Genomic DNA, 23,578 nt, shown 5'->3' on the forward strand with positions numbered 1-23,578 from the left:
AGATAACTTAGGTAAGTAACAAGAAGCGATAATACATACGTAAGTTAGGTAAGCAAACGAGATGGACGAAGATCTCAACAGAACGGTGTCGGCCTTCCGCACGCTCGTGACCACCCTCAAGCGCGGCAAGACCCACGAGCGGCTGACCGAGGCCGCGGGCATCCGGCTCGACCGGCCCGGCGTGGAGATCCTCGTCAGCCTGCTGGACGCGGGCGAACCGCGCAGGATCGGCGCGATCGCCGAGGCACTTCAGGTGGAGAGCCCGCATGTGACCAGGCACGTCGCCGCGCTGGAGCAGCGCGGCCTGGTCGAGCGCGTCCGCGACCCCGACGACGGCCGGGCCTGGCGCATCGCCCTCACACCGGAGGGCGCCGAGGCGGCGGGGAAGTGCCGCAAAGTGACCACCGACTGGTTCGAGGGAGCGTTGGCCGACTGGTCGGCGGCGGACCGGACGGAGCTGGCCCGGTTGATGGAGAATCTCGCGGACGACGTCACCGCCCACCTGAGGGCTCAGCTGGTCATCAAGTGAGCAGCACCTCCTCCGCCCGGTGGCAGGCCACCTGACGGTCCTTCAGGTCCCGCAAAGGAGGCGCCTGCTCGCACGCCGGCACGGCGATCGGGCAGCGCAGACGGTACGGGCAGCCCGTCGCCGCCGGCACGGCCTCCGTCCGCCCCCTGGCCTCCGGCGGGGACCCGCCGAGCTTGGGCACGGCGTCGCGCAGGGCCTTGGTGTACGGGTGGGGGGGCTCGGCCAGGAGGCCGGCCGTGGGTCCCGACTCGACGACGCGGCCCGCGAACAGCACGTGGGACGTGCGGCACAGCCGCTCCACGACCGCGAGGTTGTGGGTGATGAGCAGGCGCTCGGTGTCCAGCCCCGCCAGCAGGTCGAGGATCTTGGCCTGGACCGTCACGTCCAGTGCGCTGGTGGGCTCGTCCAGGATGAGCAGGCGGGGGCCGACGGCCAGGGCCCTGGCGATCACGACGCGCTGGCGCTGGCCTCCGGAGAGCTGGTGCGGCCTCCGGGCCGCAAGGTCCGGGTCCAGTCCGACCTGTTCGAGCAACTCCCCCACCCTGGCTCGCTCGGCTCTGGGGAGCGCCTCGGCTATGGAGGAGCCGATCCGCATTCGCGGGTCGAGGGCCTCGGCCTGGAAGACGGGCTGGACGTCCTTACGGAACGCCCGCATGTCTGTGTTTTTCAGCGTTTGGTCGCCGTACCAGATCTTTCCGGACATAGGGCTGAGGAGGCCCAGGAACGCCCGGGCCAGCGTCGTCTTGCCTGAGCCGCTCTCCCCGATCAGCCCGACGCCACCCTCCGTGATGTCCAGGCTCACGTCGTGCACGACCGGGCGCTTGCCGTACCCGAGTGTCACGCGTTCGGCCCTCAGCATCCTCACGGCAGGGCCTCCAGCAGCTCGCGCGTGTACGGGTGGGACGGCGCGGCCAGCACGTCCGCGGCGGGCCCCGACTCGACCACCGCGCCGTCCTTCATGACGAGCACCCGGTCGGCGATCGTGGACACCAGGGCCAGGTCGTGGGAGACGAGCAGGAGCGACAGGCCCCGGTCGGCCCGCAGCCTGCGCAGCACGCCCACCACCTCGGCCTGCACGGTCACGTCGAGAGCGCTCGTGGGCTCGTCGGCCAGGATCACCTCCGCGCCCAAGGCGATGGCCAGCGCGATGGCGAAGCGCTGGGCCTGGCCGCCCGAGACCTCGTGCGGATAGCGGCGCAGGAGCTCCGGGTCGAGCAGCACGGCCTCCATGGCCTCCACCATGGCCTGCTCCGTGGCGTCTCTGCCGTGAAGCCTGAGCGCGCGGCGCATGAGGACGCCGAGCCGGGTGGCCGGGCTGAGCGCCGCCTGCGGCGACTGCATGACGAGCGCGGCCCTGGCACCGCGGATCTCACGGAGGCGGCGGGGCGGGGCGGTCAGCACGTCGACGCCACAGACCTTGATGTGTCCCGAAATTTCGGCATCCGGGGTGAGGCCCAGCAGCGAGAGGAGGGTGGTCGATTTGCCCGAGCCGCTCTCCCCCACGATCGCCACGCACTCGCCCGCGCCCACGTCGAGTTCCGGCACGTCGGCGACGACCCGTCCCCCGTAACTGACGCGGAGGTCGCGTACCTCGATCACTTGACCACCCTTCGCGGGTCGAGCGCGTTCCTGAGCCCCTCGCCGAGCACGTTGAACGCGAACGCCGTCACCAGGATCGCCAGCCCTGGGAAGGTCACGACCCACCAGTTCGTGGTGAAGAGCGTCTGGCCCTGCTGCACCATCAGCCCCCATTCCGCGGTCGGCTCCTGGGCGCCCAGCCCCAGGTACGACAGCGCGGCCGCGGTGAGGATCACCCCGCCCGCGTCCAGCGAGATCTGGACCAGGACGGGGGTGAGCGAGTTCGGCAGCACGTGCCTGAGAATGATCAGCGGTGCGGGGACGCCGAGGCACCGGGCAGCGTCCACGTAGCTCCGGGTGGCGATCGACGCGGCCACCGAGGCGGACAGCCGCGTGTACCACGGCCACCAGGTCACCGCGATGGCCAGCACGACGGTGTTCACGCCGGGCTGCAGCACCACCGCCAGGGCCAGGGAGAGCAGCAGCGCGGGGAAGGCCAGGAACACGTCCGTGACCCGCATGATCACGTCCCTGATCCAGCCGCCCGCGTACCCGGCCACCACGCCGAGCGTCACCCCGACCACCGCCGAGACGGCCAGCACGGCGACGGCGATGAACAACGACGTGCGACCGCCGTACAGGATCCTGGTGAGCACGTCCCGCCCGGCGTTGTCGGTGCCGAACCAGTGTGCGGCGCTCGGCGGCTGCGTCCCAACCAGCGGGTTCGGCTCGTCCGGGTACGGCGCGAGCCACGGCGCCAGGATCGAAGCCAGCACGACGACCACGATGAGCACCGCCCCGAAGGCCGCGAACCGGTCGGGGATCCTCGGCAGCGTGCGCCGCAGCGGCGCCTCGGTGGCGGTCATCGTGCCCTCGCCCGCGGATCGACGACGCCCTGCAGCAGGTCCACGACGAGGTTGGCCAGGGTGTACACGAGGGCGACGAGGAGGGTGACGCCGGCGATGGCCGGGGTGTCCAGCGACTTGATCGACTCGGCGGCGTAACGGCCAAGACCCGGCCAGTTGAAGACGGCCTCGACCAGGAAGCCGTTCACGATCGAGTACGCGAACACCAGGGCGATCAGCGACAACACCGGGCTCAGCGCAGGTCTCAGGGCGAACCTGGTCAGGATGGACGTCTCCCCGAAGCCCAGTGCGCGCTCCAGCCGGGCGTGGTCCTGCCCGGACTCCTCGATGAGGGCCGCCCTGGTCATCTGCGCGATCACGCCGGTCGGGTAGGCGGCCACGACGAGGGCGGGCAGCACCAGGTGTTCGAGCGTGCTGGTGAAGATCGGCCAGTTGCCGGTGATGAGGGCGTCGACGAGGGTGATGTTCGTCCAGAGGGTGAGGGGGCTGGTGGTGTCGAGCGAGGAGTCGTACTCGCCGGCGATCGGGAACCAGCCCAGATGGCCGGCGAACACCAGCTGCATGGCCAGGGCCAGCCAGAAGACCGGCACGGAGACCGCGAGCATGCTGGTGAACCGCACCCCGAAGTCCGGAAATTTCGTCCTATAGCGGGCCGCCAGCACCCCGATCGGGATGCCCACGACGACCGCGACCACCAGCGCCGCCCCTACGAGCTCCAGCGAGGCCGGGAAAGCGAGATACAGGTCGTCGCGTACCGGCTGCCGGGTCCGCAGACTGGTCCCCCAGTCGCCGGTGAACAGGTCACGCACGTAGGTCACGAACTGCAGCGGGATCGGGTCGTCGAGGCCGAACCGTTCGCGTGCCGCGGCCAGTTGCTCGGGCGTGGCCTTCGGCCCGGCGAACGCGACCGCGGGATCGCCGGGCACCAACCTCATGACGGCGAACGTGAGCATGACCACGCCGGCCACGACCAGGAGGGCCTGGCCGAGCCGGCGGGCCAGATAACGCGCCATAGGTCAGCTTGCGCGCTTGAGGTCGTAGAAGAAGACCACGTTGGGGTAGGCGGGATTGTCCACGTATCCCTGGATGTCGTCCGTGAGCGCGCGCTGGTAGGTCTGCACGTACGGCACCGCCACCGCCGCCTGCTCCTGGATGATCTTCTTCTGCAGATCCTGGTACGCCATGTCCGCCTTGAGCTGGTCAGTGGCCGTGAGCTGCGGCAACGCGTCAATGGCCGCGTCGATCCCGGCGTTCTTCAAGTAGGACAGGTTGAACTGCGGCTTCTCGGCGCTCTTGAAGACGTTCACGAACCACGAGTAGGCGTCCGGGTAGTCCGGATACCAGTACATGACGAAGATGTCCTGCCCCTGCTTCTTGCCCAGGTCCCACTGCGCGTTCCAGGTCATGGGCTTGGCCTGCAGGGTCACGTTCAGCTTCTTCAGCGTGGAGCTGAGCAGCGTGACCAGCAGCTTCTGGTCCTCGTCGCCCTGGGCGTAGGTCAGGGAGAGCTTGAGCTCGGGGAGGTCGGGGCCGTACCCGGCATCCGCCAGCAGTTCCTGGGCCTTGGCGAGATCCTGCTTGGGCTCCATGCCCGTGGCGTGGCCGAGCAGACCCTGGGGCACCAGGCCGCTGGCCTTCGTGGCCGAGCCCTTGAGCGCGGCGATCAGGCCGTCGTAGTCGATGGCCGCCTGCAGCGCCTGCCGTACCCGCTCGTCCTTCGTCGGCCCTGAGGCGGTGTTGAACAACACGAGCAGGTTCTGGAACGACGGCACCTGCGCGGTCTGCACCTTCGCGGTCGTGCCCGCCTGCTGGAAGAGCTGCGGATTCAGCCGCTGGACGAAGTTCACCTCGCCGTTCTGCAGCAACTGCCAGGCGGTGGTGATCTCGGGTGTGACGCGGAAGGCGACCTTCTTGTACTGCTCGGGCTTCCAGCCGCCCCAGTAGCCCTCGAACGCCTTCAGTGTGAGCTCGGTCTCCTTGCCCTTCTGCCAGGAGTCGATCGTGTACGGGCCGGTGCCGGCGGTGGTCTTGCCGTCGGGGTCCACGGCGTCCACGTCGTAGATGTAGGCCGCGTAGCCGGAGGAGGCGACGAGGTCGAGCGGCGTGGCGTACTTGAGCGTGAACTTCAATGTGGACGCGTCCACGGCCTCGATGGTGTCGACCGCGTCCCAGATGTAGGCCGCGCCGCCCTTCTTCTCGATCGTCCGCTCGATGGCCTTCTTGGCGGCCTCGGCGTCCATCGTGGCGCCGGAGTGGAACTTCACGCCCGGCCGGAGCTTGAACGTCCACTCCTTGCCGTCGTTCGCCGAGGTCCACTCGGTGGCCAGGCGCGGCTCGGCCTTGCGGGTCTCCGAGTTGTACCTGGTCAGGCCCTCATAGATGTTCGACAGGGCGACGATCTCATTGGAGTAGGAGGTCGCCGGGTCCCAGTCGGTGACCACGTCGAGGTTGGGCACGTAGACGAACGTGCTGTCGTTGGCCTGCGTGGTCGCCGGCTGACTGCCGCTTGGCTGCGGCTGGGGTGTCCCGCCGCCGCCACGCACCTGGCCGCCCGCGCACGCGGACGCGGTCAAGGCCAAGACACTGGTGACTCCGGCCACGAGCAGACGCTTGTGCCAGCGCATGGTGGGGGGATCCTTTCGATTTTCACCGGGCGAGTGGTCCGGCTGCTTTGACGTGTACCCGCACGGCGGGTTCGGAGAGGTAGCTCAGCGGCACCTCAAGGAGATCGACGATCTCGACCGCGGAGGGATCCGCCCCCGCGGCCACGGCTCGCGCCGCCGCCTCCTCCTTGGCCCTTTCGATGGCTTCTGACCGGCTATCTCCCGCAGGCAAGATCGTATCGACTCTGCCGCTCGCCAGTGCGATGGCGGCGCCCACCGCGTTGGCCACCTCGGCATGCTCGGGGCGGATCACCCGGCCGACGCCCGGGATGCGCTCCGGCAGGACGAACGCGCCGCCCCCCACCGCGACCAGCGGTCTGTCGGACTTGCCGAGCGCCATCCTGTCCACGGCGTCGATCACCATCTCGTCCGCGACGGCCACCGCCCTTTCCAGGGTGTCGCGGATTCCTTCCGACATGTCACCCATGCGGGCGCGCCAGCCTTCTCCGTCAGCCGGGGTACGGCCGGTCGCCACGGCGGCGTCGGTGATCGTCGGCGTGCTGCCGCCGAACACCAGCGCCTCCTGGACGATCCGATAGCCGACCGAGTCCGGCCCGATCCCGCGGTCTCTCACTACGGTCCCACCGCCGAGCGCGATGGCCAGGATGTCCGGCATGCGGAAGTTGGTGAGCACCCCGCCGATCTCGACCGCCGCCGCCGATTCCCTGGGGAACCCGCCGACCAGCACCCCGAGGTCGGTGGAGGTGCCGCCCACGTCCACCACGATCGCGTCCGCTACCCCGGACAGGTACGCCGCCCCGCGCAGCGAGTTCGCCGGGCCGGAGCCGATCGTCGACACGGGCAGCCGCGCGGCGTGCTCCAGCGTCATCAGCGTGCCGTCGTTCTGTGCCAGGTACGGCCGGGCTCGCAGGTCGCGTTCGGCCAGCGCGGCGACCAGGGCGCCGGTCACGTGGGCGGCGACCCCGTACAGCGCGGCGTTGAGCACCGTGGCATTCTCGCGTTCGAGCAGGCCGAGCGAGCCGATCTCGTGGCTGAGCGACACCGGCAGCCCGTACTCGGCCCGGACCAGCTCCTCGACCAGGCGCTCGTGCTCACCGCTCGCCGGGCTGAACACGCTGGTGACGGCCACGGCCTCCGCCTCCACGCCGTCCAGGAAACGGCGGATCGCGCCGAGGTCCGGCGGGCGGATCACGCGGCCGTCGACGTAGTGGCCGCCCTGCACGATGGCCTCTCCGGCCGAGACGGCCTTGCGCAGGTCGCCGGGCCAGCCGGAGAGCGGCGGCACGGACGTGGTGGCGGGCGCTCCGAGCCGCAGCACGGCCACCCGGCCGAGGTTGCGGCGCTCCAGGATCGCGTTGGTCGCGTGCGTGGTGCCCAGCATGACGCGGGTGACCCGGTGCCGCGCGTCCCCGAGTTCCGCCAGGACCGCGTCGAGTGCGGCACGCAGCCCCTCGGTCACCTCCGGCGTCGTCGGGCGCTTCGCCTTGGCGATCACCCGGCCGTCGGCGCCGAGCACGACCGCGTCGGTGTTCGTGCCTCCGACGTCGATCCCGATCCCGAGCTCCGCGAGCTCCGGCAGGTCAGCCATGTGCCGTCAGCTCCTCGACCGGAACGTAGTCCAGCTCGTACCCGAACGCCCGCGGCCCGGCGGTCTCCAGTCCCTTGGGGGTGCGCCAGAGCGGGTCGCACGGCCAGGCGAGCACCGTGACGCGCTGGCCGTACCTGAGGCCCTCGGTCTGGATCGCGGCGGCGGTCTCGGTGTCCACGACCGTGATCAGGTCGGGCACCATGGCCAGGACCCGGCCGTCCTCGACGGCGACCAGGTTCTCGTTCTGCAGCTCCAGCGTGACGGTGCGGGTCCGGTCGTCGCCGGTGCCCTCGATCGTGGCCGTGCCCCGTACGAACCCGCCCGTGGTGCGCCGCTCCACGTCGGTCAGCTTGCCCGTGATCAGCCTGGCGGCGCCGAGCCGGTCCTGCAGCGCGCGCAGCGGGTCGGCCGCCCGGGCACCCGTAGGGGACGTGCCCTCGGTGGCCCTGCCGATCTCGAGCGCGCGCGTGACCGTGCCCTCGATGACCGCGCCCCGCGCCTGCGCGGCCGTGATCACGTAGTCGGCCATCAACGCGCTCGATCCCGCCGCCACGCACACGGCCCTGGCCAGCCTCTCCGACCACAATCCGTCGATCGGGCGGATGGTGACCACGTTCCCGGCGACGTCGGTCATGATCACCAGGTCGGCCGGCAGCCCCGCCACGTACATCGACACCATCTGGACCTCGGGGAAGGCCCGCCCCATGCCGTCGGCGTCGAGCAGCGGCAACCCGAGCTGCGCGGCCCACGCGACCGGGGCGACGCCGTTGGAGCCGCCGATCTCGGACGACATGACGGCGGAGGGCGGGCGGCCGAAGAGGCGCTCGATCTCCTCGGCGATGCGCTTGGGCTCGTCCTCGCTGTGGATCATCTCGTGGCTGACGGTCGGCGCCCCGATCCCCGACAGCGGCATGATCAGCGCGTCGTCCGCCAGGTCGGCCAGCCGGACCAGCGGCACCTCGCCGTACTCGCGGATGGCCCGTGCGGCGGCCAACGATCCGGTACGGACGTCTCCTCCACCGCCGGTGCCCAGAACTGCGCACCCTCGGGCGAGTGCCGGAATATCGCTCACATCAATGCTCATTTGGCGACTCAACCAACCACATGGCACCTCAATCCGCCAGCGCGGCACGTGTGGGCGGGTAAATCCGTTGCGCCGGCGCGGTGGCCACCGGCAAGATCGAGGCCATGAACACCGGGCGAATGCGCAGGCGGCACCGCACGGGCGTGTCCTGATCTCAAGGACCCCGCCCGTCGCTCATCGAGGCGGGTGGGGGCGCTGGTGTGCCCGGCGATTTCATAGGTCGCGCAAGGCGGGTTCGATTCCCGCACCCGCTACGGGTCTCCCCATGCCGTGGCACCCTGGTGTCATGCGGATTTCGGTGGCCGCCGACAGCAAGGACGGCGTGGCCGAGCGGGTCGTGACGGAGCTGCGCAAGCGCGGGCACGAGGTGGTGACGCACGGCGCGCTCAACGACGAGGAGCGCGACGACTGGGCGTGGGCCTCGGAGCTGGCCGCCAAGGACGTGAGCGAGGGGCGGGCCGACCAGGCGGTCGTGTGCTGCTGGACCGGGACGGGCGCGTCGATCGCGGCGAACAAGGTGCCCGGCGTGCGGGCCGCGCTGTGCGTCGACGCCTACACCGCCGACGGGGCCCGCAAGTGGAACGACGCCAACGTGCTGGCGCTGAGCCTGCGGCTCACCTCCGACGTGGTGCTCGATGAGATCCTCGACGCCTGGCTGGAGGGACGGCCCAGCACGGACTCCGCCGACGCCGCCAACGTGTCCCACCTGGACGAGATCTGACCGCTACGCTCTGCGGGGCGAGAGCGCCAACCATCTTGAGCTTTCGCCAGTCGCCCCGACTGGCCGAGAACGGTCACGGCGGAGACACGGAAATCGTCGGCCCGGCCGTCTAGGGTTCTTGGCATGACCGACGTGCTGCTGCGCGGCGGGCTCCCCTGGGGGCTCGGGGCCACCGCCGACATCCTCGTCCGCGACGGCCTGATCCACCACGTCGGCCAGGGCATCGACGCAGCGGACGACGCCCTGGTCGTGGACATCGCGGGGCAGCTGGTGCTGCCCGGCCTCGTCGAGGCGCACTGCCACCTCGACAAGACCCTCTACGGCGGGCCGTGGGTGCCGCATTCGGCCGACGACACGCTCGCCGGCCGCATCGGCAACGATTTGGGGAGGCGGGCCGAGCTCGGCGTCCCGAGCGTGGAGCGGATCGGCGCGCTGCTGGAGCGCATGAGCGCGGCCGGCACCACCCACGTGCGCACGCACACCGACATCGACCCGCTGGTCGGGCTGCGCGGTGTGGAGGCCGTGCGCGAGGCCGCCGCCCGCTCCCCCCTCGAGGTGCGCCAGGTCGCCTTCCCGCAGCACGGCCTGCTCACCAACCCGGGCACGGCGGAGCTGCTCGAAGAGGCGCTGAAGAGCGGTGTCGAGGCGGTCGGCGGGCTCGATCCCGCGGGCATCGACCGCGACCCCGTGCGCCATCTCGACGTGATCTTCGGCCTGGCCGAGCGTTACGGCGCCCACGTGGACATCCACCTGCACGACGGCGGCTCCCTGGGCGGGTGGGAGCTGGAGCTGATCACCGAGCGCACCAAGGCGCTGGGGCTGGGCGGCCGGGTGACGGTCAGCCACGCTTACGCCCTCGGCCAGCTCGACGACGCCTACCAGGACCGGCTGATCCAGGGCTTCGCCGAGGCGGGTGTGGCGCTGGCGACCGCGGCCGTCTACAGCTTCCCTGTGCCGCCAGTGAAGAAGCTGCGGGCCGCGGGCGTCACCGTGGCCTGCGGGCACGACGGCATCAGGGACCTATGGGGTCCCTACGGCAGCGGCGACATGCTGGAGCGGGCGATGCACGTCGCCTACCGCAGCACCTTCCGCAGGGACGCGGACATCGAGCTCGCGCTGGAGGCCGCCACGCACGGCGGCGCCCGCGTGCTGGGGCTGGAGGGCTACGGGCTGTCCGCGGGCGACCGGGCCGACCTGGTCGTGGTGCCGTGCGCGAGCGCGGCGGAGGCCGTGGTCGTTCACCCTCCGCGCACTCTGGTCATGAGGAACGGCGTCGTCCTGCACAATTGACCGGCGGGACCATCGAAAGGCAGGCAAGTGCTCTCTATACACCAGCGGATCGCGGCAGAGCTCGGCGTACGCGACGGGCAGGTGCAGGCGGCCGTCGAGTTGCTCGACGGCGGCGCGACCGTGCCGTTCATCGCGCGATACCGCAAAGAGGCCACCGGCACCCTCGACGACGCACAGCTGCGCACGCTGGAGGAGCGGCTGCGTTACCTGCGTGAGCTGGAGGAGCGCCGCGCGGCGATCCTGGAGTCGATCGAGTCCCAGGGCAAGCTCGACGACCAGCTGCGCGAGCAGATCATGGCGGCCGAGACCAAGGCCAGGCTCGAGGACATCTACCTGCCTTACAAGCCCAAGCGGCGCACCAAGGCGCAGATCGCCCGCGAGCTGGGGCTGGAGCCGCTGGCCGACAAGCTGCTGGCCGACCCGGGGCTGAGCCCGCTGGCCGTCGCCGAGGGCTTCGTGACCGAGGGCGTGGCCGACGCGGGCGCGGCGCTGGAGGGTGCCAGGGCGATCCTGATCGAGCGGTTCGCCGAGGACGCCGACCTCATCGGCGAGCTGCGCGAGCAGCTGTGGAGCCGCGGGCAGCTGGTGTCGAAGGTGCGCGAAGGCAAGGAGGAGGCGGGGGCCAAGTTCTCCGACTACTTCGACTTCGGCGAGCCGTTCACCAAGCTGCCCTCGCACCGGATTCTGGCGATGTTCCGGGGCGAGAAGGAGGAGGTGCTGTCCGTCGCGCTGGAGCCGGACGACAGCCCCGATTACGAGCTGCGCGTCGCCTCCAGGTTCGACATCGCCGACCTGGGCCGGCCGGCCGACAAGTGGCTGACCGAGACCGTGCGGTGGGCCTGGCGCACCCGCATTCTCGTGCATCTGGGCATCGACCTGCGGATGCGGCTGTGGCAGGTGGCCGAGGACGAGGCCGTGCGGGTGTTCGCGGCCAACCTGCGCGACCTGCTGCTGGCTGCGCCGGCCGGCAGCCGCCCGACCATGGGGCTGGACCCGGGCCTGCGCACCGGGGTGAAGGTGGCCGTGGTCGACGCCACCGGCAAGGTCGTCGAGACCGCGACCATCTATCCGCACGAGCCCAAGCGACAGTGGGACCAGTCGCTCGCCGTGCTGGGCGCGCTCGCGCAGCGGCACGGGGTCGAGCTGATCGCCATCGGCAACGGCACGGCCTCGCGCGAGACGGACAAACTGGCCGGTGAGCTGGTCCAGCACATGCCGTCGGTCACGAAGATCGTGGTGTCGGAGGCCGGCGCCTCGGTCTACTCGGCCTCGCCGTACGCCTCGCAGGAGCTGCCCGAGCTCGACGTGTCGCTGCGTGGCGCGGTCTCCATCGCGCGCCGCCTGCAGGACCCGCTGGCCGAGCTGGTCAAGATCGACCCCAAGTCGATCGGCGTCGGCCAATACCAGCACGATCTCGCCGAGACCAAGCTGTCGCGTTCGCTGGACGCGGTGGTCGAGGACTGCGTCAACGCCGTCGGCGTCGACGTCAACACCGCATCGGCGCCGTTGCTCACGCGGGTGTCGGGCATCGGGTCCACGCTGGCCGAGAGCATCGTGCGCCACCGCGACGCCAACGGCCCGTTCCGCACGCGGTCGGCGCTGAAGGAGGTGCCGCGGCTCGGTCCCAAGGCGTTCGAACAGTGCGCGGGCTTCCTGCGCATCCGGGGCGGCGACGACCCGCTCGACGTCTCCAGCGTGCACCCGGAGGCCTACCCGGTGGTCCGCCGCATCCTCACCTCGGTCCAGAGCGACCTCAAGTCGCTGATCGGCAACACGGTGGCCCTGCGGTCGATCAAGCCGCAGGACTTCACCGACGAGACGTTCGGCCTGCCGACGGTCTCCGACATCCTGCGCGAGCTGGAAAAGCCGGGCCGCGACCCGCGTCCCGCCTTCAAGACCGCCACGTTCAAGGAGGGGATCGAGAAGATCTCCGACCTGACGTCCGGCATGATCCTGGAGGGCGTGGTCACCAACGTGGCCGCGTTCGGGGCATTCGTGGACGTCGGCGTGCACCAGGACGGTCTGGTCCACGTGTCGGCCATGTCCCGCACCTACGTCAAGGACCCGCGAGACGTGGTCAAGCCGGGTGACATCGTCCGTGTCAAGGTGCTGGACGTGGACATCCCCCGCAAGCGCATCTCGCTGACCCTGCGCCTGGAGGACGAGACCACGGCCCAGGGGCCGGGCGACGGCCCCCGGCGATCGACCGGCCGCCAAGGCGGCGGCCGTGACGGCACCCGGAGCGACGGCGGCGGCCGTGGTGACGGTGGCGGCCGTGGCGAGGGCGCTCGCGGCGGCGATGGCGGCCGTGGTGACGGAACCCAGCGTGCTCGAGGCCAGGGCGGCCGCGGCCAGGGGCCGCGCGGCGACGGCCAGCGCGACGGACAGCCTGGCGGACAGCGCGACGGCCGGGGCGAGGCAGGCCAGCGTGGCAACGGCGACGGCGGTCAGCGCGGGCGCGGCGACGGCCAGCGGGGGCGGGGCGACGGGCAGCGCGGCGGTCAGCGCCGCCAGGACCGCCCGGCCCCGACGGGTGCCATGGCCGAAGCCCTCCGCAAGGCGGGTCTCACCGGCGACAACGGTCGCTGAACTCAGCAAGCGGCCGCCTGGGCGACAACCGCCCAGGCGGCCGGCTCATCGGTGGCCTGATCGACGGGTGGCCGGCCGCATTTGCGACTCGCTGATGACCACCTGCTTGGAGCCCCACGGGGTCCTGAACAGCATCACCGTTTCGCAACGCCGCTCGATCGGCTTGATCTCCGTCAGGTCGGTGTCGACGACAGCGACCGCCGCGGCCTCAGCGCGTGCTGGAGAGATACGGTCGGATGGTGAGCACATCAGCGTTTACCACGGCGATCACCCAGGCCCACGACCTGCTCAGGTGGCATTCTCCGCTGCGGACGGAGCTATGGGCGGCGCGGCTCACGGCGAGCCTGGAGCAGGACCAGGTGGCCGCGTTCCTGCGGGAGCTGGCGGAGGACGGCGGGACGGAGGCACGGCTCACGCTTGTGGCGCTGGCGGCCGTCAATCCGAGCCCTTCACCCGGCGATGAGGCCCCGTCCGCCGAGGCCGATGAGTCGGGGGTGTACACGCGGGCCGCAGAAGGGCTGGTGGACACGCTGTCGCCGTGGGCGAGCCGGATGGGCAGGGTGACGTGCGAGGGCGCTTGGTACGGCAAGGCCGACCCGTACGGTGAGCAGACCCTGGCCGTCCTTTCCTTCCGCTACGAGAACGGCAAGGAGCCGCACATCCTGGTCGTCGGGATCGACCAGCCCAACGGCGGGCTGGCGGTCGACGCCGTGGTCGAGGAGCCGAAGTTCCTCGACGACCTGGGCCTGGACGCGGCCGATCCCGGGGTGGTCGGGGGCCGGATCCTGGACGCGATCGAACTGGGCGACCGGATCATGGGTGCGGCGGTCGCCGTCACGCTGACCGAGGTCCGGCCGCTCGCGATCGCCAGAGCCCGCACGGTGCCGGGCGTCGTCCGTGGGGCGGGCGATGACACCGCCTCTCGGTTCGACGACCTGCCCGACCTGCCGGGGGCGCGGGAGGCGTTCGAGAAGCTGGTCGAGTTCATCGGGGACCGGCCGCTGTGGTGGAGCCCGAGCCGGGTGTCGCAGTTCCTGACGTCGTGGCTGCCTCGGGAGGCCATCCTGTCCGACGAGGCCATTGCGGCCATGCCCGAGGTGGTGCGCGCCTGGAGCCACTTCTCGGGCGATCAGCCGGCGGTGCTGCGTCAGATCGACGAGGACGCGCCGCGCCTGCCCGCCCTCATGGCCGACGACTCCCCGGCCGGACTCGCCAAACGCATCGCCCAGAGCCGCCGCCGCCTTTGACCGTACGGTTCCGCATCATCTGCTGAGCTGGGCCGCCGCGCTGGACAGCAGCATGTCGAGTGCCGCCGGGTAGGCGCTGTCGTTCATGCGGGCCACCAGCAGCGGCGCCGTGGCGGCGATGTTGGGGTGGGTGGCGGCGGGCAGGCGGGCGTAGGTGTCCCGCCACACCTCCTCGTCGGCCTCCCGCGCGGCCGCGGGCAGGGCCAGGGTGGCGGCGTCGAGGATGGAGAAGGCCAGGCTCTGGTCGATGAAGGCGTGGTAGATGCGTACGGCGTCGGCGTCCGGGAAGCCGGCGCCGCGGAGGACGCCGAGGATCGTCTCGTCGGCCGCCACCTCGTTCGGGCGGCCCGTGACGCGGCTGGCGGTCAGCACGGCGGCCTGGGGGTGGGCCAGGTAGGCGTGGTGAATGCGGAGCCCGAGGTCGCGAAGGTCGGAACGCCAGTCGCCGGTGGAGCGCCAGCCGGCCATGGCCTGGGCGAAGAGCTCGTCGGCGATGGCCAGGATGAGGTCGTCCATGCCCCGGAAGTAGCGGTAGACGGTGCTGGCGTCGGCCCCCAGGGCGAGTCCGAGGCGGCGGGCGGTCAGGCCGGCCGCGCCGTGCTCGCGCAACATGCGTAGCGCGGTCTCCACGATGAGCTGGTGGGTGAGGACCTGACCCTGTTTGGTGGGGCGGCGGCGGCGCCGGCTCGCCTCGGGGACCACCCGTTTCGGCATCCCAATCCTCCTTATGCCAACGCCATTGACGTTGATGAGCGTAGTCGAGTTGGATGAAAGGACACAGCCCCCCAAAAGCGGATAAAAGGGGATTTATTGTCATGCGTATCCTTCTCGTGGGAGCCGGCGGGGTGGGAACCGCCATCACGCGGATCGCCGCCCGCCGCCCGTTCTTCGACCACATGGTGGTCGCCGACTACGACCTCCCCCGCGCCAAGGCGGCCGTTGCCGCGCTGGGCGAGCAGGCGACCAGGTTCACTCCCGTCAGGATCGACGCCGCCGACTCCGCCGCCGTCGCCGCGGTGCTCAACGAGCACGAGTGCGACGTGCTGCTCAACGCCACCGATCCGCGTTTCGTGTTGCCGCTGTTCGAGGCGGCGCTGGCCGCCAGTGCGGACTACCTCGACATGGCCATGTCGATGTCGAGGCCGCACCCCGAGCGCCCGTACGAGGAGGTCGGCGTCAAGCTGGGCGACGAGCAGTTCGCCAGAGAAGAGGAGTGGGCGGGGAAAGGCAGGCTGGCGCTGGTCGGCATGGGCGTGGAGCCGGGGCTCGCCGACGTGTTCGCCCGGTACGCCGCCGACGAACTGTTCGACGAGATCGAGGAGATCGGCATCAGGGACGGCGCCAACCTCACCGTCGACGGCTATGAGTTCGCCCCGTCATTCTCCATCTGGACCACGATCGAAGAGTGTCTGAACCCGCCGGTCATCTATGAAAAGGATCGTGGCTGGTACACGACCGAGCCGTTCAGCGAGCCGGAGATCTTCGACTTCCCCGAAGGCATCGGCCCGGTCGAGTGCGTGAACGTCGAGCACGAGGAGGTGCTGCTCGTCCCCAGGTGGATTTCGGCGCGCCGGGTCACCTTCAAGTACGGCCTCGGCGAGGAGTTCATCGGTACCCTCAAGACCCTGCACGCGCTGGGCGTGGACAGCACCGAGCCGGTCCCCGTCAGGACCGATCAAGGCACGGCCAGGGTGGCGCCGCGCGACATGGTGGCGGCGGTGCTGCCCGACCCGGCCGGGCTCGGCGACCGCATGCACGGCAAGACCTGCGCCGGCACCTGGGTGAAGGGACTCAAGGACGGCCGGCCGCGCGAGGTGTATCTGTACCACGTCGTAGACAACCAGTGGTCGATGCGCGAGTACGGCTCCCAGGCCGTGGTCTGGCAGACCGCCGTCAACCCGGTGATCGCGCTGGAGCTGATGGCGAGCGGGGTCTGGAAGGGCGCGGGCGTGCTGGGGCCCGAGGCGTTCGAGCCACGCCCGTTCCTGGACCTGCTGGTGACGTACGGCTCACCATGGGGCATACGGGAACAGTGAGGAATCATGGACGTGTGACCACCAGAAATACCATCGCCGACGATCCCGACCGCGCACCCGCCCGCTCCCACCTCTATGCCATGGGCATGTCGGAGGAGGAAATGCGCCGCCCTGTGGTCGGCATCGCCTCCACCTGGACCGGCACCATGCCCTGTAATCTCACCCACCGCGAGCTGGCCGCCCACGTGGCCGAGGGGGTGCGGGCGGCGGGCGGCATGCCGATGGAGTTCAACACCATCGCGGTCTCCGACAACCTGACCATGCACACGCCCGGCATGCGTACGTCGCTGATCAGCCGCGAGGTCATCGCGGACTCGATCGAGCTGATGGGCCGGGCGCACGGTTTCGACGCCATCGTCGCGATCGTGGGCTGTGACAAGACCGTCCCCGCGGCGATCATGGCGCTGGCCCGGCTGGACGTGCCGTCCGTGATCCTCTACAGCGGCAGCATGATGCCGGGCCGGTGGCGCGGCCGGGATGTGACGATCCAGGACATGTGGGAGGCGCTCGGCGAGCGTGCCGTCGGCCGTCTGGACCAGTCCGAGCTGGACGACCTCGCCAAGCACGCCTGCCCGGGCGCGGGCACCTGCGCCGCTCAATACACCGCCAACACCATGGGCAGCGTCGCCGACTTCCTGGGCCTGGCGCCGTTCGGCGTGGGCGACATCCCGGCCGTGGCCTCGGAGAAGAACGCCGCGGCGTACCGGGTCGGCGAGATCGCCATGGACGCGCTGGCCCGCGACGCCCGCCCGTCCCGCGTCCTCACCGAGGACGCCCTGCACAACGCGATCGTGTCGGTGGCGGCCATGGGCGGCTCGACCAACGCCGTGCTGCACCTGCTGGCCATCGCCCGCGAGGCGGGGCTGCCGCTGGAGATCGACAGGATCGGCGAGGTCTGCCGCGAGACACCGATCATCACGGGTCTCAAGCCGAGCGGCGGCGACCACACGGCACTCGACCTGTGGCGGGCCGGGGGCACCTCGCTGGTGGCCCGCCGGCTGCTGGCGGCCGGGTTGCTGCGCGAGAACGTCACGCTGGTGGACGGCCGCAGGCTCGTCGACGTCGCCGGGGCGGCCCACGAGAGGCCGGGGCAGGAGGTGGTGGCGAGCGTGGAGCGGCCGTTCAAGCAGCGCGGCGCGCTGGCCATCCTGCGCGGCACGCTGGCGCCCGACGGCTGCGTGCTCAAGCTGGGCGGCAAGAGCGACTTCCGGCACGAGGGCCCGGCCAGGGTGTTCGACTCCGAGGACGCCTGTTACGACGCCATCCAGGAGGGCCGGATCGTCGCGGGTGACGTGATCGTCGTCCGGTACGAGGGCCCGGCGGGCGGCCCCGGCATGCGCGAGATGCTCTCGGTCACGGGCCCGCTCGTCGGCCGGGGCCTCGGCTCGTCCGTGGCGCTGGTCACCGACGGGCGGTTCAGCGGCGTCTCGCACGGTCTGGTGATCGGGCACGTGACGCCGGAGGCGTACCACGGCGGGCCGATCGCGCTGGTGCGGGACGGGGACACGGTGGTCGTCGACAGCGCGGCCGGGACGATCGACCTGCTGGTGCCCGAGGCGGAGCTGGCCGAGCGCCAGGCCGCCTGGCGGCGGCCCGAACGGCCGGTGGAGCGGGGGGTGCTGGCCAAGTACGTCGCGACGGTCGGCTCCGCCTCCGACGGCGCGGTCACCGTTTGACGGCGGCTATGCTGCCCAGTGACGTGTCGGCAGTGCCCGCATAGGGCGTCCCAGAGGAGACTTGCGCAATGTACAAGGAGTTCGCTGTCGAGGCCGTGATGTGGCTTGTCCCGGTCGCCGTGCTGATCGGGGTAGCGCTCCTCGTCACCGCGTGAGCCTGGGGCTGGGCCGGGGGTCGGCGGACCCCTGGCCACTCACTCAGCCACGTTCGTGGGTTATGAGGCCCACGACAGCAGCGGCCCTCCCTGCCTGAGCCGTTTCAGTGCCTGCTTCTCCAACTGGCGGATCCGTTCCCTGGTCAGGCCCAGTTGCTCACCGATCTCGGTGTACGTCTGGACCTGCTGACCGCTGAGGCCATACCTGAGCCTGATGACGAACGCCTCGCGTGGCGGCAGCATGGTGACCACCTGGTGGAGCTCGTCGCTCATCGCGCGGCGCTCGGTCGCCTCCTGCACCTGCAGCCCGTTCTCGTCGGCGATCATGTCCCCGATCCGGCCCTCCCCGTTCTCGCCCACCGGGATGTCCAGGCTGACCACCTCCTGCCCGAGCACACGTAACGAGGCGACCTGCTCCGGCGAGCGCTCGGCCGCCTCGGCGAGCTCGGCGTCGGTCGGCTTCCTGCCCAGCTCCGAGGCCAGCTGCCGGGTGACCCTGATCAGTCGCGACAGCTCCTCCGCCACATGCACCGGCAGGCGGACGGTACGGCTCTTGTCGTGGATGCCGCGCTCGATGGCCTGGCGGATCCACCACATCCCGTACGTGGAGAACTTGTATCCCCGCCGGTAGTCGAACTTCTCCACAGCCCTGATCAGTCCGAGATTGCCCTCCTGGATGACGTCGAGCAGCGGCAGCCCCCGGAAGGCGTAACGCCTGGCGGTGGCCACCACCAGCCGGAGGTTGGACCTGATCAGCAGGTCCTTGGCGCGTTGCCCATCGAGGGCAACGAGTTCGAGCTCCGGCGTACCGGCGCCGCGCTCGATCAGATGGCCCGCGTACAAGCCTGCCTCGATCCGCCGGGCGAGGTCGACTTCGTCCGCGGCGGAGAGCAAGGGGGTCTTTCCGATCTGCTCCAGATACGTGCCGAGCAGGTCGGGCTCTTCGGCCGACATGCCCGGGAACTACCCGGTAAACGGCGGCGAATTCCCGGCTTCGTTGAGTTCGGCGATGGCCAGCTCCGCTGTGCTGCGGATGTCGAAGAACTTGTCCAGCGCGGTGATGGCGAACAAGTGCTTGCACCGGCCGTTGAGCCCGGACAACAACAGCCGGCCGCCGGAGGCGGTGACGGCCTTGTGCAGGTAGACCAGCACGGACAGCCCGGAGGAGTCGCACACGCTGACGGCCTGCATGTCGATGACGAGAAGCGGGGGTTGGGTCAGGTCGAGGGCCTGGGTGACGCGGTCACGGACCTCCGCCGCGGAGCCGAAGTCGAAATCCCCCGTCAGTCGCGCGATGACGCAGGGTCCCTGGAGTCCGAGGCTGATCGACAAGGCCTGCTCCGAAGTCACCCAGCTCCACCTACCTGCGTCGCTCTCCCGATCCACCCACTTTACGAGAAGTAGCGCTTCGGGTTGAACACCAGCATCTGCTCAATCTGGTCGTCGGTCACACCCGAGTCCAGCAATGCGGCCAAGACGTCGTCGTGAATGTGATCGTAGCGCCAGTTGGGCGCGAGCGCGCTGTGGGCCTCGTCCCAGGCACCGCCGAAGTAGTCCATGAAGCAGGCGGCGTCGTGGCTGAGCACCATGCGGTCGGCGTACCCACGCTCGCACAACGCCGCGATCGTGGCCACGCGCTGCGCGGTCGGGTTGTAGACGTCCAGGCCGAACCTGTCCATCCCGAGCGTCGCGCCGGTGTCGGCCAGCCGCATGAGGTAGTCGAGGTCGTTGCTGTCGCCCGCGTGCCCGACGACCACCTTCGTCAGGTCCACTCCTTCCTTGGCGAACAGGTCCAGCGCGATCAGTCCGCTCTGGGTGAAGGAGTTGGTGTGAACGGTGATCGGCGCGCCGGTGCGGACATGGGCCTGCGCGACCGCCCGGGCTATGCGCTCGACGCCCGGGGTCAGGCCTTTCGCCTCGACCACGCATTTGAGGAACGCCGCTTTCACCCCGGTGTCGGCGATGCCGTCGGTGAGGTCGCGGACGAAGTCGTCGACCATCGGCTCGGGTATGTCCATGAGCAGGCCGGGGCCGCGGAACTCGTACTGGTGCGGCAACTCTTCGAAGGAGTAGATGCCGGTCGCGACGATGATGTGCAGCCCCGGCACCTGCTCCGCGATGCGCTGGATGCGCGGGATGTACCTGCCGAGGCCCCACACCGTCGGATCGACGAGCGTCCGCACGCCCTTCGCCACCACGGCGTTGAGCTTGGTGATCGCGTCCTCGACCCGGTGTTCCTCGTCCCACCAGGCGCCCCTGCCGTAGTTGTCCAGGTGCTCGGTGGCCATGAAGAAGATGTGCTCGTGCATCAGGGTCTGGCCGAGGTCGTCGACGTCTACCGGGCCGCGGACGGTGTTGACGGTGGGCATGAGAGCCTCCATACCGGCTGGTCGGTGGGCGCCAACCTAGGCTTCCCCACGACCGCCGTCAACCGGCGACTCTGGGGTAAAGAGGCTTGGGCCGGGCCAGGCGCGCTCCGCTCACCGCCGCGGCCACCCGCGCCGCCGCCGTGGGCAGGAACGGCTCCAGGTGTACGGCCAGCGCCCGGCACGCGTGCACGAGCGTGCCCAGCGACGCCTCCTGCCCGGCCCGGTCCTGCTGCCAGGGCCGGGTGCGCTCGACGTACCGGTTGGCCTCCTCGACGATCGTCCATACGGCCGCGGCCGCGCGCCGGAAGTCGTAGTCCTCCAGCGCCTCGTGCACTGCGCCGGACACGTCGGCCAAGTCTTCAGCGGGGTCGGGCACGTGGCCGTCCAGGAAGCGGCAGACCATGGTGGCGACCCGGCTGACCAGGTTTCCCAGCCCGTTGGCCAGGTCTTCGTCGGCCCTGGCGATCAGGCGTTCCTCGGTGAAGTCGGCGTCGCCCACGCGCGGCACCTCGCGCAGCAGCCACCACCGCACGGCGTCCACGCCGTACGTGTCCACGAGCGCCACGGGATCGACCGCGCCGCCCGACGACTTGCTGATCTTCTGCCCGGCCACCGTCAGGTAGTCGTGCACGAAGATCTCCGTGGGCAGCGGCAGCCCGGCGGACAACAACATCGCGGGCCAGTACACGGCGTGGAACCTGATCACGCCCTTGCCCATCAGGTGCACCTTGCGCGGCTCGGCGACCCACCACCGCTCGTAGTCGCCGTTGCCGTCCAGCGCGGTGATGTAGTTGGCGAGCGCGTCCCACCACACGTAGACGACCTGGGCCGGATCGCCCGGCACGGGGATGCCCCAGCCGCGGGCGCGGGCGGCCGATCGCGAGACGCTGATGTCCGACAGTCCCGCCTCGACGAACGCCAGCACTTCGTTCCGCCGCGCGATCGGCTCGATCCTGAGCCGCCCGCCGCGGATCAGCTCGCTCAGGGCGTCCTGGTAGCGGGAGAGCCGGAAGAACCAGTTCTCCTCCGACACCCGCTGCAGCGGCTCCCGGTGTCCCTCGGGGCAGGGTCCTTCGGCGTAGAACTGCTCGCAGCCCACGCAGTAGAGCCCTTCGTAGTGCCGCTGGTAGAGGTCGTGTTCAACGGCCCGCCAGATCCGCTCAACCCCGGCGCTGTGCCCCGGATGACTACTTGTCCTGATGAAGGAGTCGAAGGACAGGTCCAGCGGACCGCGTAGCCCCTCGAACGCGGCCGCGTTCCTGTCCACCAACTCTCGCACCGGCACGCCTTCCGCCTCCGCGGCCAGCACGTTCTTCAGCGAGTTGTCGTCGGTGCCGGTCTGGAAGCGCACGGGTTCGCCGCGCCGCCGATGGTGTCTGGCCAGCACGTCAGCCTGGACGAGTTCCAGGGCGTGCCCGAGGTGCGGGCGGGCGTTGACGTAGGGGATGGTCGTCGTGATGTACATCGGATGCCTCCCGAAGGGCCCCGGACACGACGTGAGGCCCCGGATCGCAGGGCCTCAACAAGACGTCGCCGATGAAACCCCCTAGGGGGCCATCATCACCAGCGAGATCGTCATGCTCCCATGCTAACCGCCACGACGCCGCACCAGCCAGCCGATAATCCCGGCTCCGATGGCGCTCACCCACCTGTCCGCGCCCCGGCCGCTCCCGGCACGGCGCGGCGTGGGCGGCGCGGCGTGGGCAGCGCGGCGTGGGCAGCGCGGCGTGGGCAGCGCGGCGTGGGCAGCGCGGCGTGGGCAGCGCGGCGTGGGCAGCGCGGCGTGGGCAGCGCGGCGTGGGCAGCGCGGCGTGGGCAGCGCCGATGTCAGCGGCGGCGATGCCGGGCCAGCCACACTGACAGGCCCACCGCGAACACCGCCAGCCCTGCCAGCACGGACGCCGTCGGCAGGGTGGCCGCCAGCACCAAGCACAAACCTAATCCCAGGACGGGCACCGCCTTCGGCGGCGCGCCCTCCTCCCGGGTCAGGGTGAAGGCGCACGCGTTGGCGATGGCGTAGTAGACGAGCACGCCGAACGATGAGAACCCGATCGCCCCCCGCAGGTCGGCCACCAGCAGCAGCACGATCACCGCGACCCCGACCGCCAACTCGGCCCGCCGCGGCACCTGCCGCACCGGGTCCACGGCGGCCAGCACGCCCGGCAGGTCCCGCTCGCGTGCCATGGCCAGCATGGTGCGGGAGACGCCGAGCAGCAGCGCCAGCAGCGCGCCGAGCGCGGCCACCGCGGCGCCCGCCCCCACGACGGGGGCCAGCCACCCGGCCCCGCCCTCCTTGACGAGGTCGGACAGCGGCGCCACGGACCCTGACAGCAGCATGAGCCCGAGCACCCGTAGCGCGCCGACCGCGACCAGGGCGTAGACGACGAGCGTGATGGCCAGTGCGATGCCGACGGCCCGGGGGATGGTGCGGGCCGGGTCGCGGACCTCCTCGCCGAGCGTGGCGATCCTGGCGTATCCAGCGAACGCGAAGAACAGCAGCCCGCCTCCCTGCAGCACGCCCCACAGGTCGAAGCCGTCCAGCGGGAACCCCGACCGATAGACCGCCGTCATTTCCCGCGTGCTGTCAAGGTCGTTAAGGATGAACGTGAGCCCGGGCTCCGGCACGTAGGCGAACCAGCCGAAGGTGACCCTCGAGTCGCCCACCAGGCCCACGACGATCACGGCTGTCAGCACGGCCAGCACGAAGGCCACGATCACCCTGGCCACCCCGGCCGAACGCTGCACGCCATAGAGGTTGAGCGCGGTCAGCGCCACGACGGCGCCGATGGCGAGAGGCCTGGCCAGATCGGGGGCGACGTAGGCGCCGAAGGTGAGGGCCATCGCCGCGCAGGAGGCGGTCTTGCCGACGGTGAAACCCCAGCCCGCCAGGTAACCCCACAGCGGGCCGAGCCGCCGCCGGCCGTAGACGTAGGTGCCGCCCGACTCGGGATAACGCGCGGCCAGACGGGCGGAGGAGGTGGCGTTGCAGTAGGCCACGACGGCGGCGAGCGCCAGCGAGACGAGCAGCCAAGAGCCCGCGGCCGCGGCGGCAGGCGCAAAGGCGGCGAACACGCCCGCGCCGATCATCGCGCTCAACCCCACGACCACCGCGTCCGTGGTGCCCAGTCGCCGCGCCAGCCCCTCGGGCAACGTCCCCGCCTCCTCTGCCTATCGAGCAGGCACCCACTCTGCCGCATCCCACCGACGATCCGAACCGGGGACGCTT

20 protein-coding genes and 1 tRNA gene are annotated in these 23,578 nt (G+C 70.6%); 8 read left to right on the forward strand and 13 right to left on the reverse strand.

Annotated elements, in window-relative coordinates; all coding sequences use genetic code 11:
- The first annotated feature begins 61 nt into the window (after positions 1-61).
- Complete coding sequence (locus ACTWQA_RS04695; RefSeq protein ID WP_443158059.1) at positions 62-529, forward strand: MarR family winged helix-turn-helix transcriptional regulator; 468 nt, start codon at positions 62-64, stop codon at positions 527-529.
- Here the strand turns inward: ACTWQA_RS04695 and ACTWQA_RS04700 are convergent.
- From ACTWQA_RS04700 to ACTWQA_RS04730, 7 genes are read right to left on the reverse strand one after another with little or no spacing between them, the layout of a single operon-like run.
- Positions 522-1,388 (reverse strand): ABC transporter ATP-binding protein, encoded by an 867-nt coding sequence (locus ACTWQA_RS04700; RefSeq protein ID WP_443158353.1) that lies wholly within the window; start codon positions 1,386-1,388, stop codon positions 522-524. The two genes, ACTWQA_RS04695 and ACTWQA_RS04700, sit on opposite strands and share 8 nt — an antisense overlap.
- 2 nt (positions 1,389-1,390) lie before the next feature.
- Entirely contained in the window at positions 1,391-2,128 is a 738-nt protein-coding gene (locus tag ACTWQA_RS04705) for an ATP-binding cassette domain-containing protein (RefSeq protein ID WP_443158060.1), read from the reverse strand.
- Positions 2,125-2,973 carry an ABC transporter permease gene (locus tag ACTWQA_RS04710; protein ID WP_443158061.1) on the reverse strand — a complete coding sequence of 283 codons (849 nt, stop codon included), beginning with the start codon at positions 2,971-2,973 and terminating at the stop codon, positions 2,125-2,127. The genes ACTWQA_RS04705 and ACTWQA_RS04710 overlap by 4 nt, the downstream gene beginning before the upstream one ends.
- Positions 2,970-3,986: an ABC transporter permease gene (locus tag ACTWQA_RS04715; protein WP_443158062.1), complete on the reverse strand. Its 1,017-nt coding sequence runs from the start codon at positions 3,984-3,986 to the stop codon at positions 2,970-2,972. The genes ACTWQA_RS04710 and ACTWQA_RS04715 overlap by 4 nt, the downstream gene beginning before the upstream one ends.
- 3 nt (positions 3,987-3,989) lie before the next feature.
- Positions 3,990-5,597, reverse strand: a complete 1,608-nt coding sequence (locus ACTWQA_RS04720; RefSeq protein WP_443158063.1) for an ABC transporter substrate-binding protein — start codon at positions 5,595-5,597, stop codon at positions 3,990-3,992.
- Positions 5,598-5,619: 22 nt separating this feature from the next.
- Complete coding sequence (locus ACTWQA_RS04725; RefSeq protein WP_443158064.1) at positions 5,620-7,185, reverse strand: hydantoinase/oxoprolinase N-terminal domain-containing protein; 1,566 nt, start codon at positions 7,183-7,185, stop codon at positions 5,620-5,622.
- The gene (locus ACTWQA_RS04730; protein ID WP_443158065.1) at positions 7,178-8,257 is read right to left on the reverse strand and encodes a DUF917 domain-containing protein; all 1,080 of its coding nucleotides are present in this window, start codon (positions 8,255-8,257) and stop codon (positions 7,178-7,180) included. The genes ACTWQA_RS04725 and ACTWQA_RS04730 overlap by 8 nt, the downstream gene beginning before the upstream one ends.
- A gap of 193 nt (positions 8,258-8,450) precedes the next feature.
- On the opposite strand from ACTWQA_RS04730, the gene ACTWQA_RS04735 reads away from it, so the two are divergent.
- The 5 genes from ACTWQA_RS04735 to ACTWQA_RS04755 all read left to right on the forward strand — a co-directional run bounded on the left by ACTWQA_RS04735 (position 8,451) and on the right by ACTWQA_RS04755 (position 14,116).
- A tRNA-Met gene (locus ACTWQA_RS04735) sits at positions 8,451-8,523 on the forward strand.
- 32 nt (positions 8,524-8,555) lie between these two features.
- On the forward strand, positions 8,556-8,990 hold the full coding sequence (locus tag ACTWQA_RS04740) for an RpiB/LacA/LacB family sugar-phosphate isomerase (RefSeq protein ID WP_443158066.1): 435 nt from the start codon (positions 8,556-8,558) through the stop codon (positions 8,988-8,990).
- A gap of 123 nt (positions 8,991-9,113) precedes the next feature.
- Positions 9,114-10,280, forward strand: a complete 1,167-nt coding sequence (locus ACTWQA_RS04745) for an amidohydrolase (RefSeq protein WP_443158067.1) — start codon at positions 9,114-9,116, stop codon at positions 10,278-10,280.
- A gap of 27 nt (positions 10,281-10,307) precedes the next feature.
- Positions 10,308-12,869, forward strand: a complete 2,562-nt coding sequence (locus tag ACTWQA_RS04750) for a Tex family protein (protein WP_443158068.1) — start codon at positions 10,308-10,310, stop codon at positions 12,867-12,869.
- Positions 12,870-13,108: 239 nt separating this feature from the next.
- Entirely contained in the window at positions 13,109-14,116 is a 1,008-nt protein-coding gene (locus tag ACTWQA_RS04755; protein WP_443158069.1) for a hypothetical protein, read from the forward strand.
- A gap of 15 nt (positions 14,117-14,131) precedes the next feature.
- On the opposite strand, the gene ACTWQA_RS04760 is transcribed toward ACTWQA_RS04755, so the two are convergent.
- A complete protein-coding gene (locus tag ACTWQA_RS04760) occupies positions 14,132-14,830 on the reverse strand; it encodes a TetR/AcrR family transcriptional regulator (RefSeq protein ID WP_443158070.1) in 699 nt (232 codons plus the stop codon).
- Between the two features lie 101 nt (positions 14,831-14,931).
- Here ACTWQA_RS04760 and ACTWQA_RS04765 point away from each other — a divergent pair, with 101 nt between their 5' ends.
- Together ACTWQA_RS04765 and ilvD are read left to right on the forward strand one after the other, a co-directional pair.
- Entirely contained in the window at positions 14,932-16,152 is a 1,221-nt protein-coding gene (locus ACTWQA_RS04765) for a saccharopine dehydrogenase family protein (RefSeq protein ID WP_443158071.1), read from the forward strand.
- 14 nt (positions 16,153-16,166) lie between these two features.
- Complete coding sequence (gene ilvD / locus ACTWQA_RS04770; RefSeq protein ID WP_443158072.1) at positions 16,167-17,828, forward strand: dihydroxy-acid dehydratase; 1,662 nt, start codon at positions 16,167-16,169, stop codon at positions 17,826-17,828.
- Positions 17,829-18,043: 215 nt separating this feature from the next.
- Here the strand turns inward: ilvD and ACTWQA_RS04775 are convergent, their stop codons facing one another.
- The 5 genes from ACTWQA_RS04775 to ACTWQA_RS04795 all read right to left on the reverse strand — a co-directional run bounded on the left by ACTWQA_RS04775 (position 18,044) and on the right by ACTWQA_RS04795 (position 23,502).
- The gene (locus ACTWQA_RS04775; protein ID WP_443158073.1) at positions 18,044-18,937 is read right to left on the reverse strand and encodes a sigma-70 family RNA polymerase sigma factor; all 894 of its coding nucleotides are present in this window, start codon (positions 18,935-18,937) and stop codon (positions 18,044-18,046) included.
- Positions 18,938-18,946: 9 nt separating this feature from the next.
- The gene (locus tag ACTWQA_RS04780; protein WP_305916391.1) at positions 18,947-19,333 is read right to left on the reverse strand and encodes an STAS domain-containing protein; all 387 of its coding nucleotides are present in this window, start codon (positions 19,331-19,333) and stop codon (positions 18,947-18,949) included.
- Positions 19,334-19,374: 41 nt separating this feature from the next.
- The gene (locus ACTWQA_RS04785) at positions 19,375-20,352 is read right to left on the reverse strand and encodes a phosphotriesterase family protein (protein ID WP_327589453.1); all 978 of its coding nucleotides are present in this window, start codon (positions 20,350-20,352) and stop codon (positions 19,375-19,377) included.
- A gap of 58 nt (positions 20,353-20,410) precedes the next feature.
- Complete coding sequence (locus ACTWQA_RS04790; RefSeq protein ID WP_443158074.1) at positions 20,411-21,817, reverse strand: methionine--tRNA ligase; 1,407 nt, start codon at positions 21,815-21,817, stop codon at positions 20,411-20,413.
- A 362-nt stretch (positions 21,818-22,179) separates the two neighbouring features.
- Positions 22,180-23,502 (reverse strand): APC family permease, encoded by a 1,323-nt coding sequence (locus ACTWQA_RS04795; protein ID WP_443158075.1) that lies wholly within the window; start codon positions 23,500-23,502, stop codon positions 22,180-22,182.
- Between the last annotated feature and the right edge of the window lie 76 nt (positions 23,503-23,578).

The sequence above is a fragment of the Nonomuraea sp. 10N515B genome (genome assembly GCF_052245915.1).
Lineage (GTDB): Bacteria > Actinomycetota > Actinomycetes > Streptosporangiales > Streptosporangiaceae > Nonomuraea.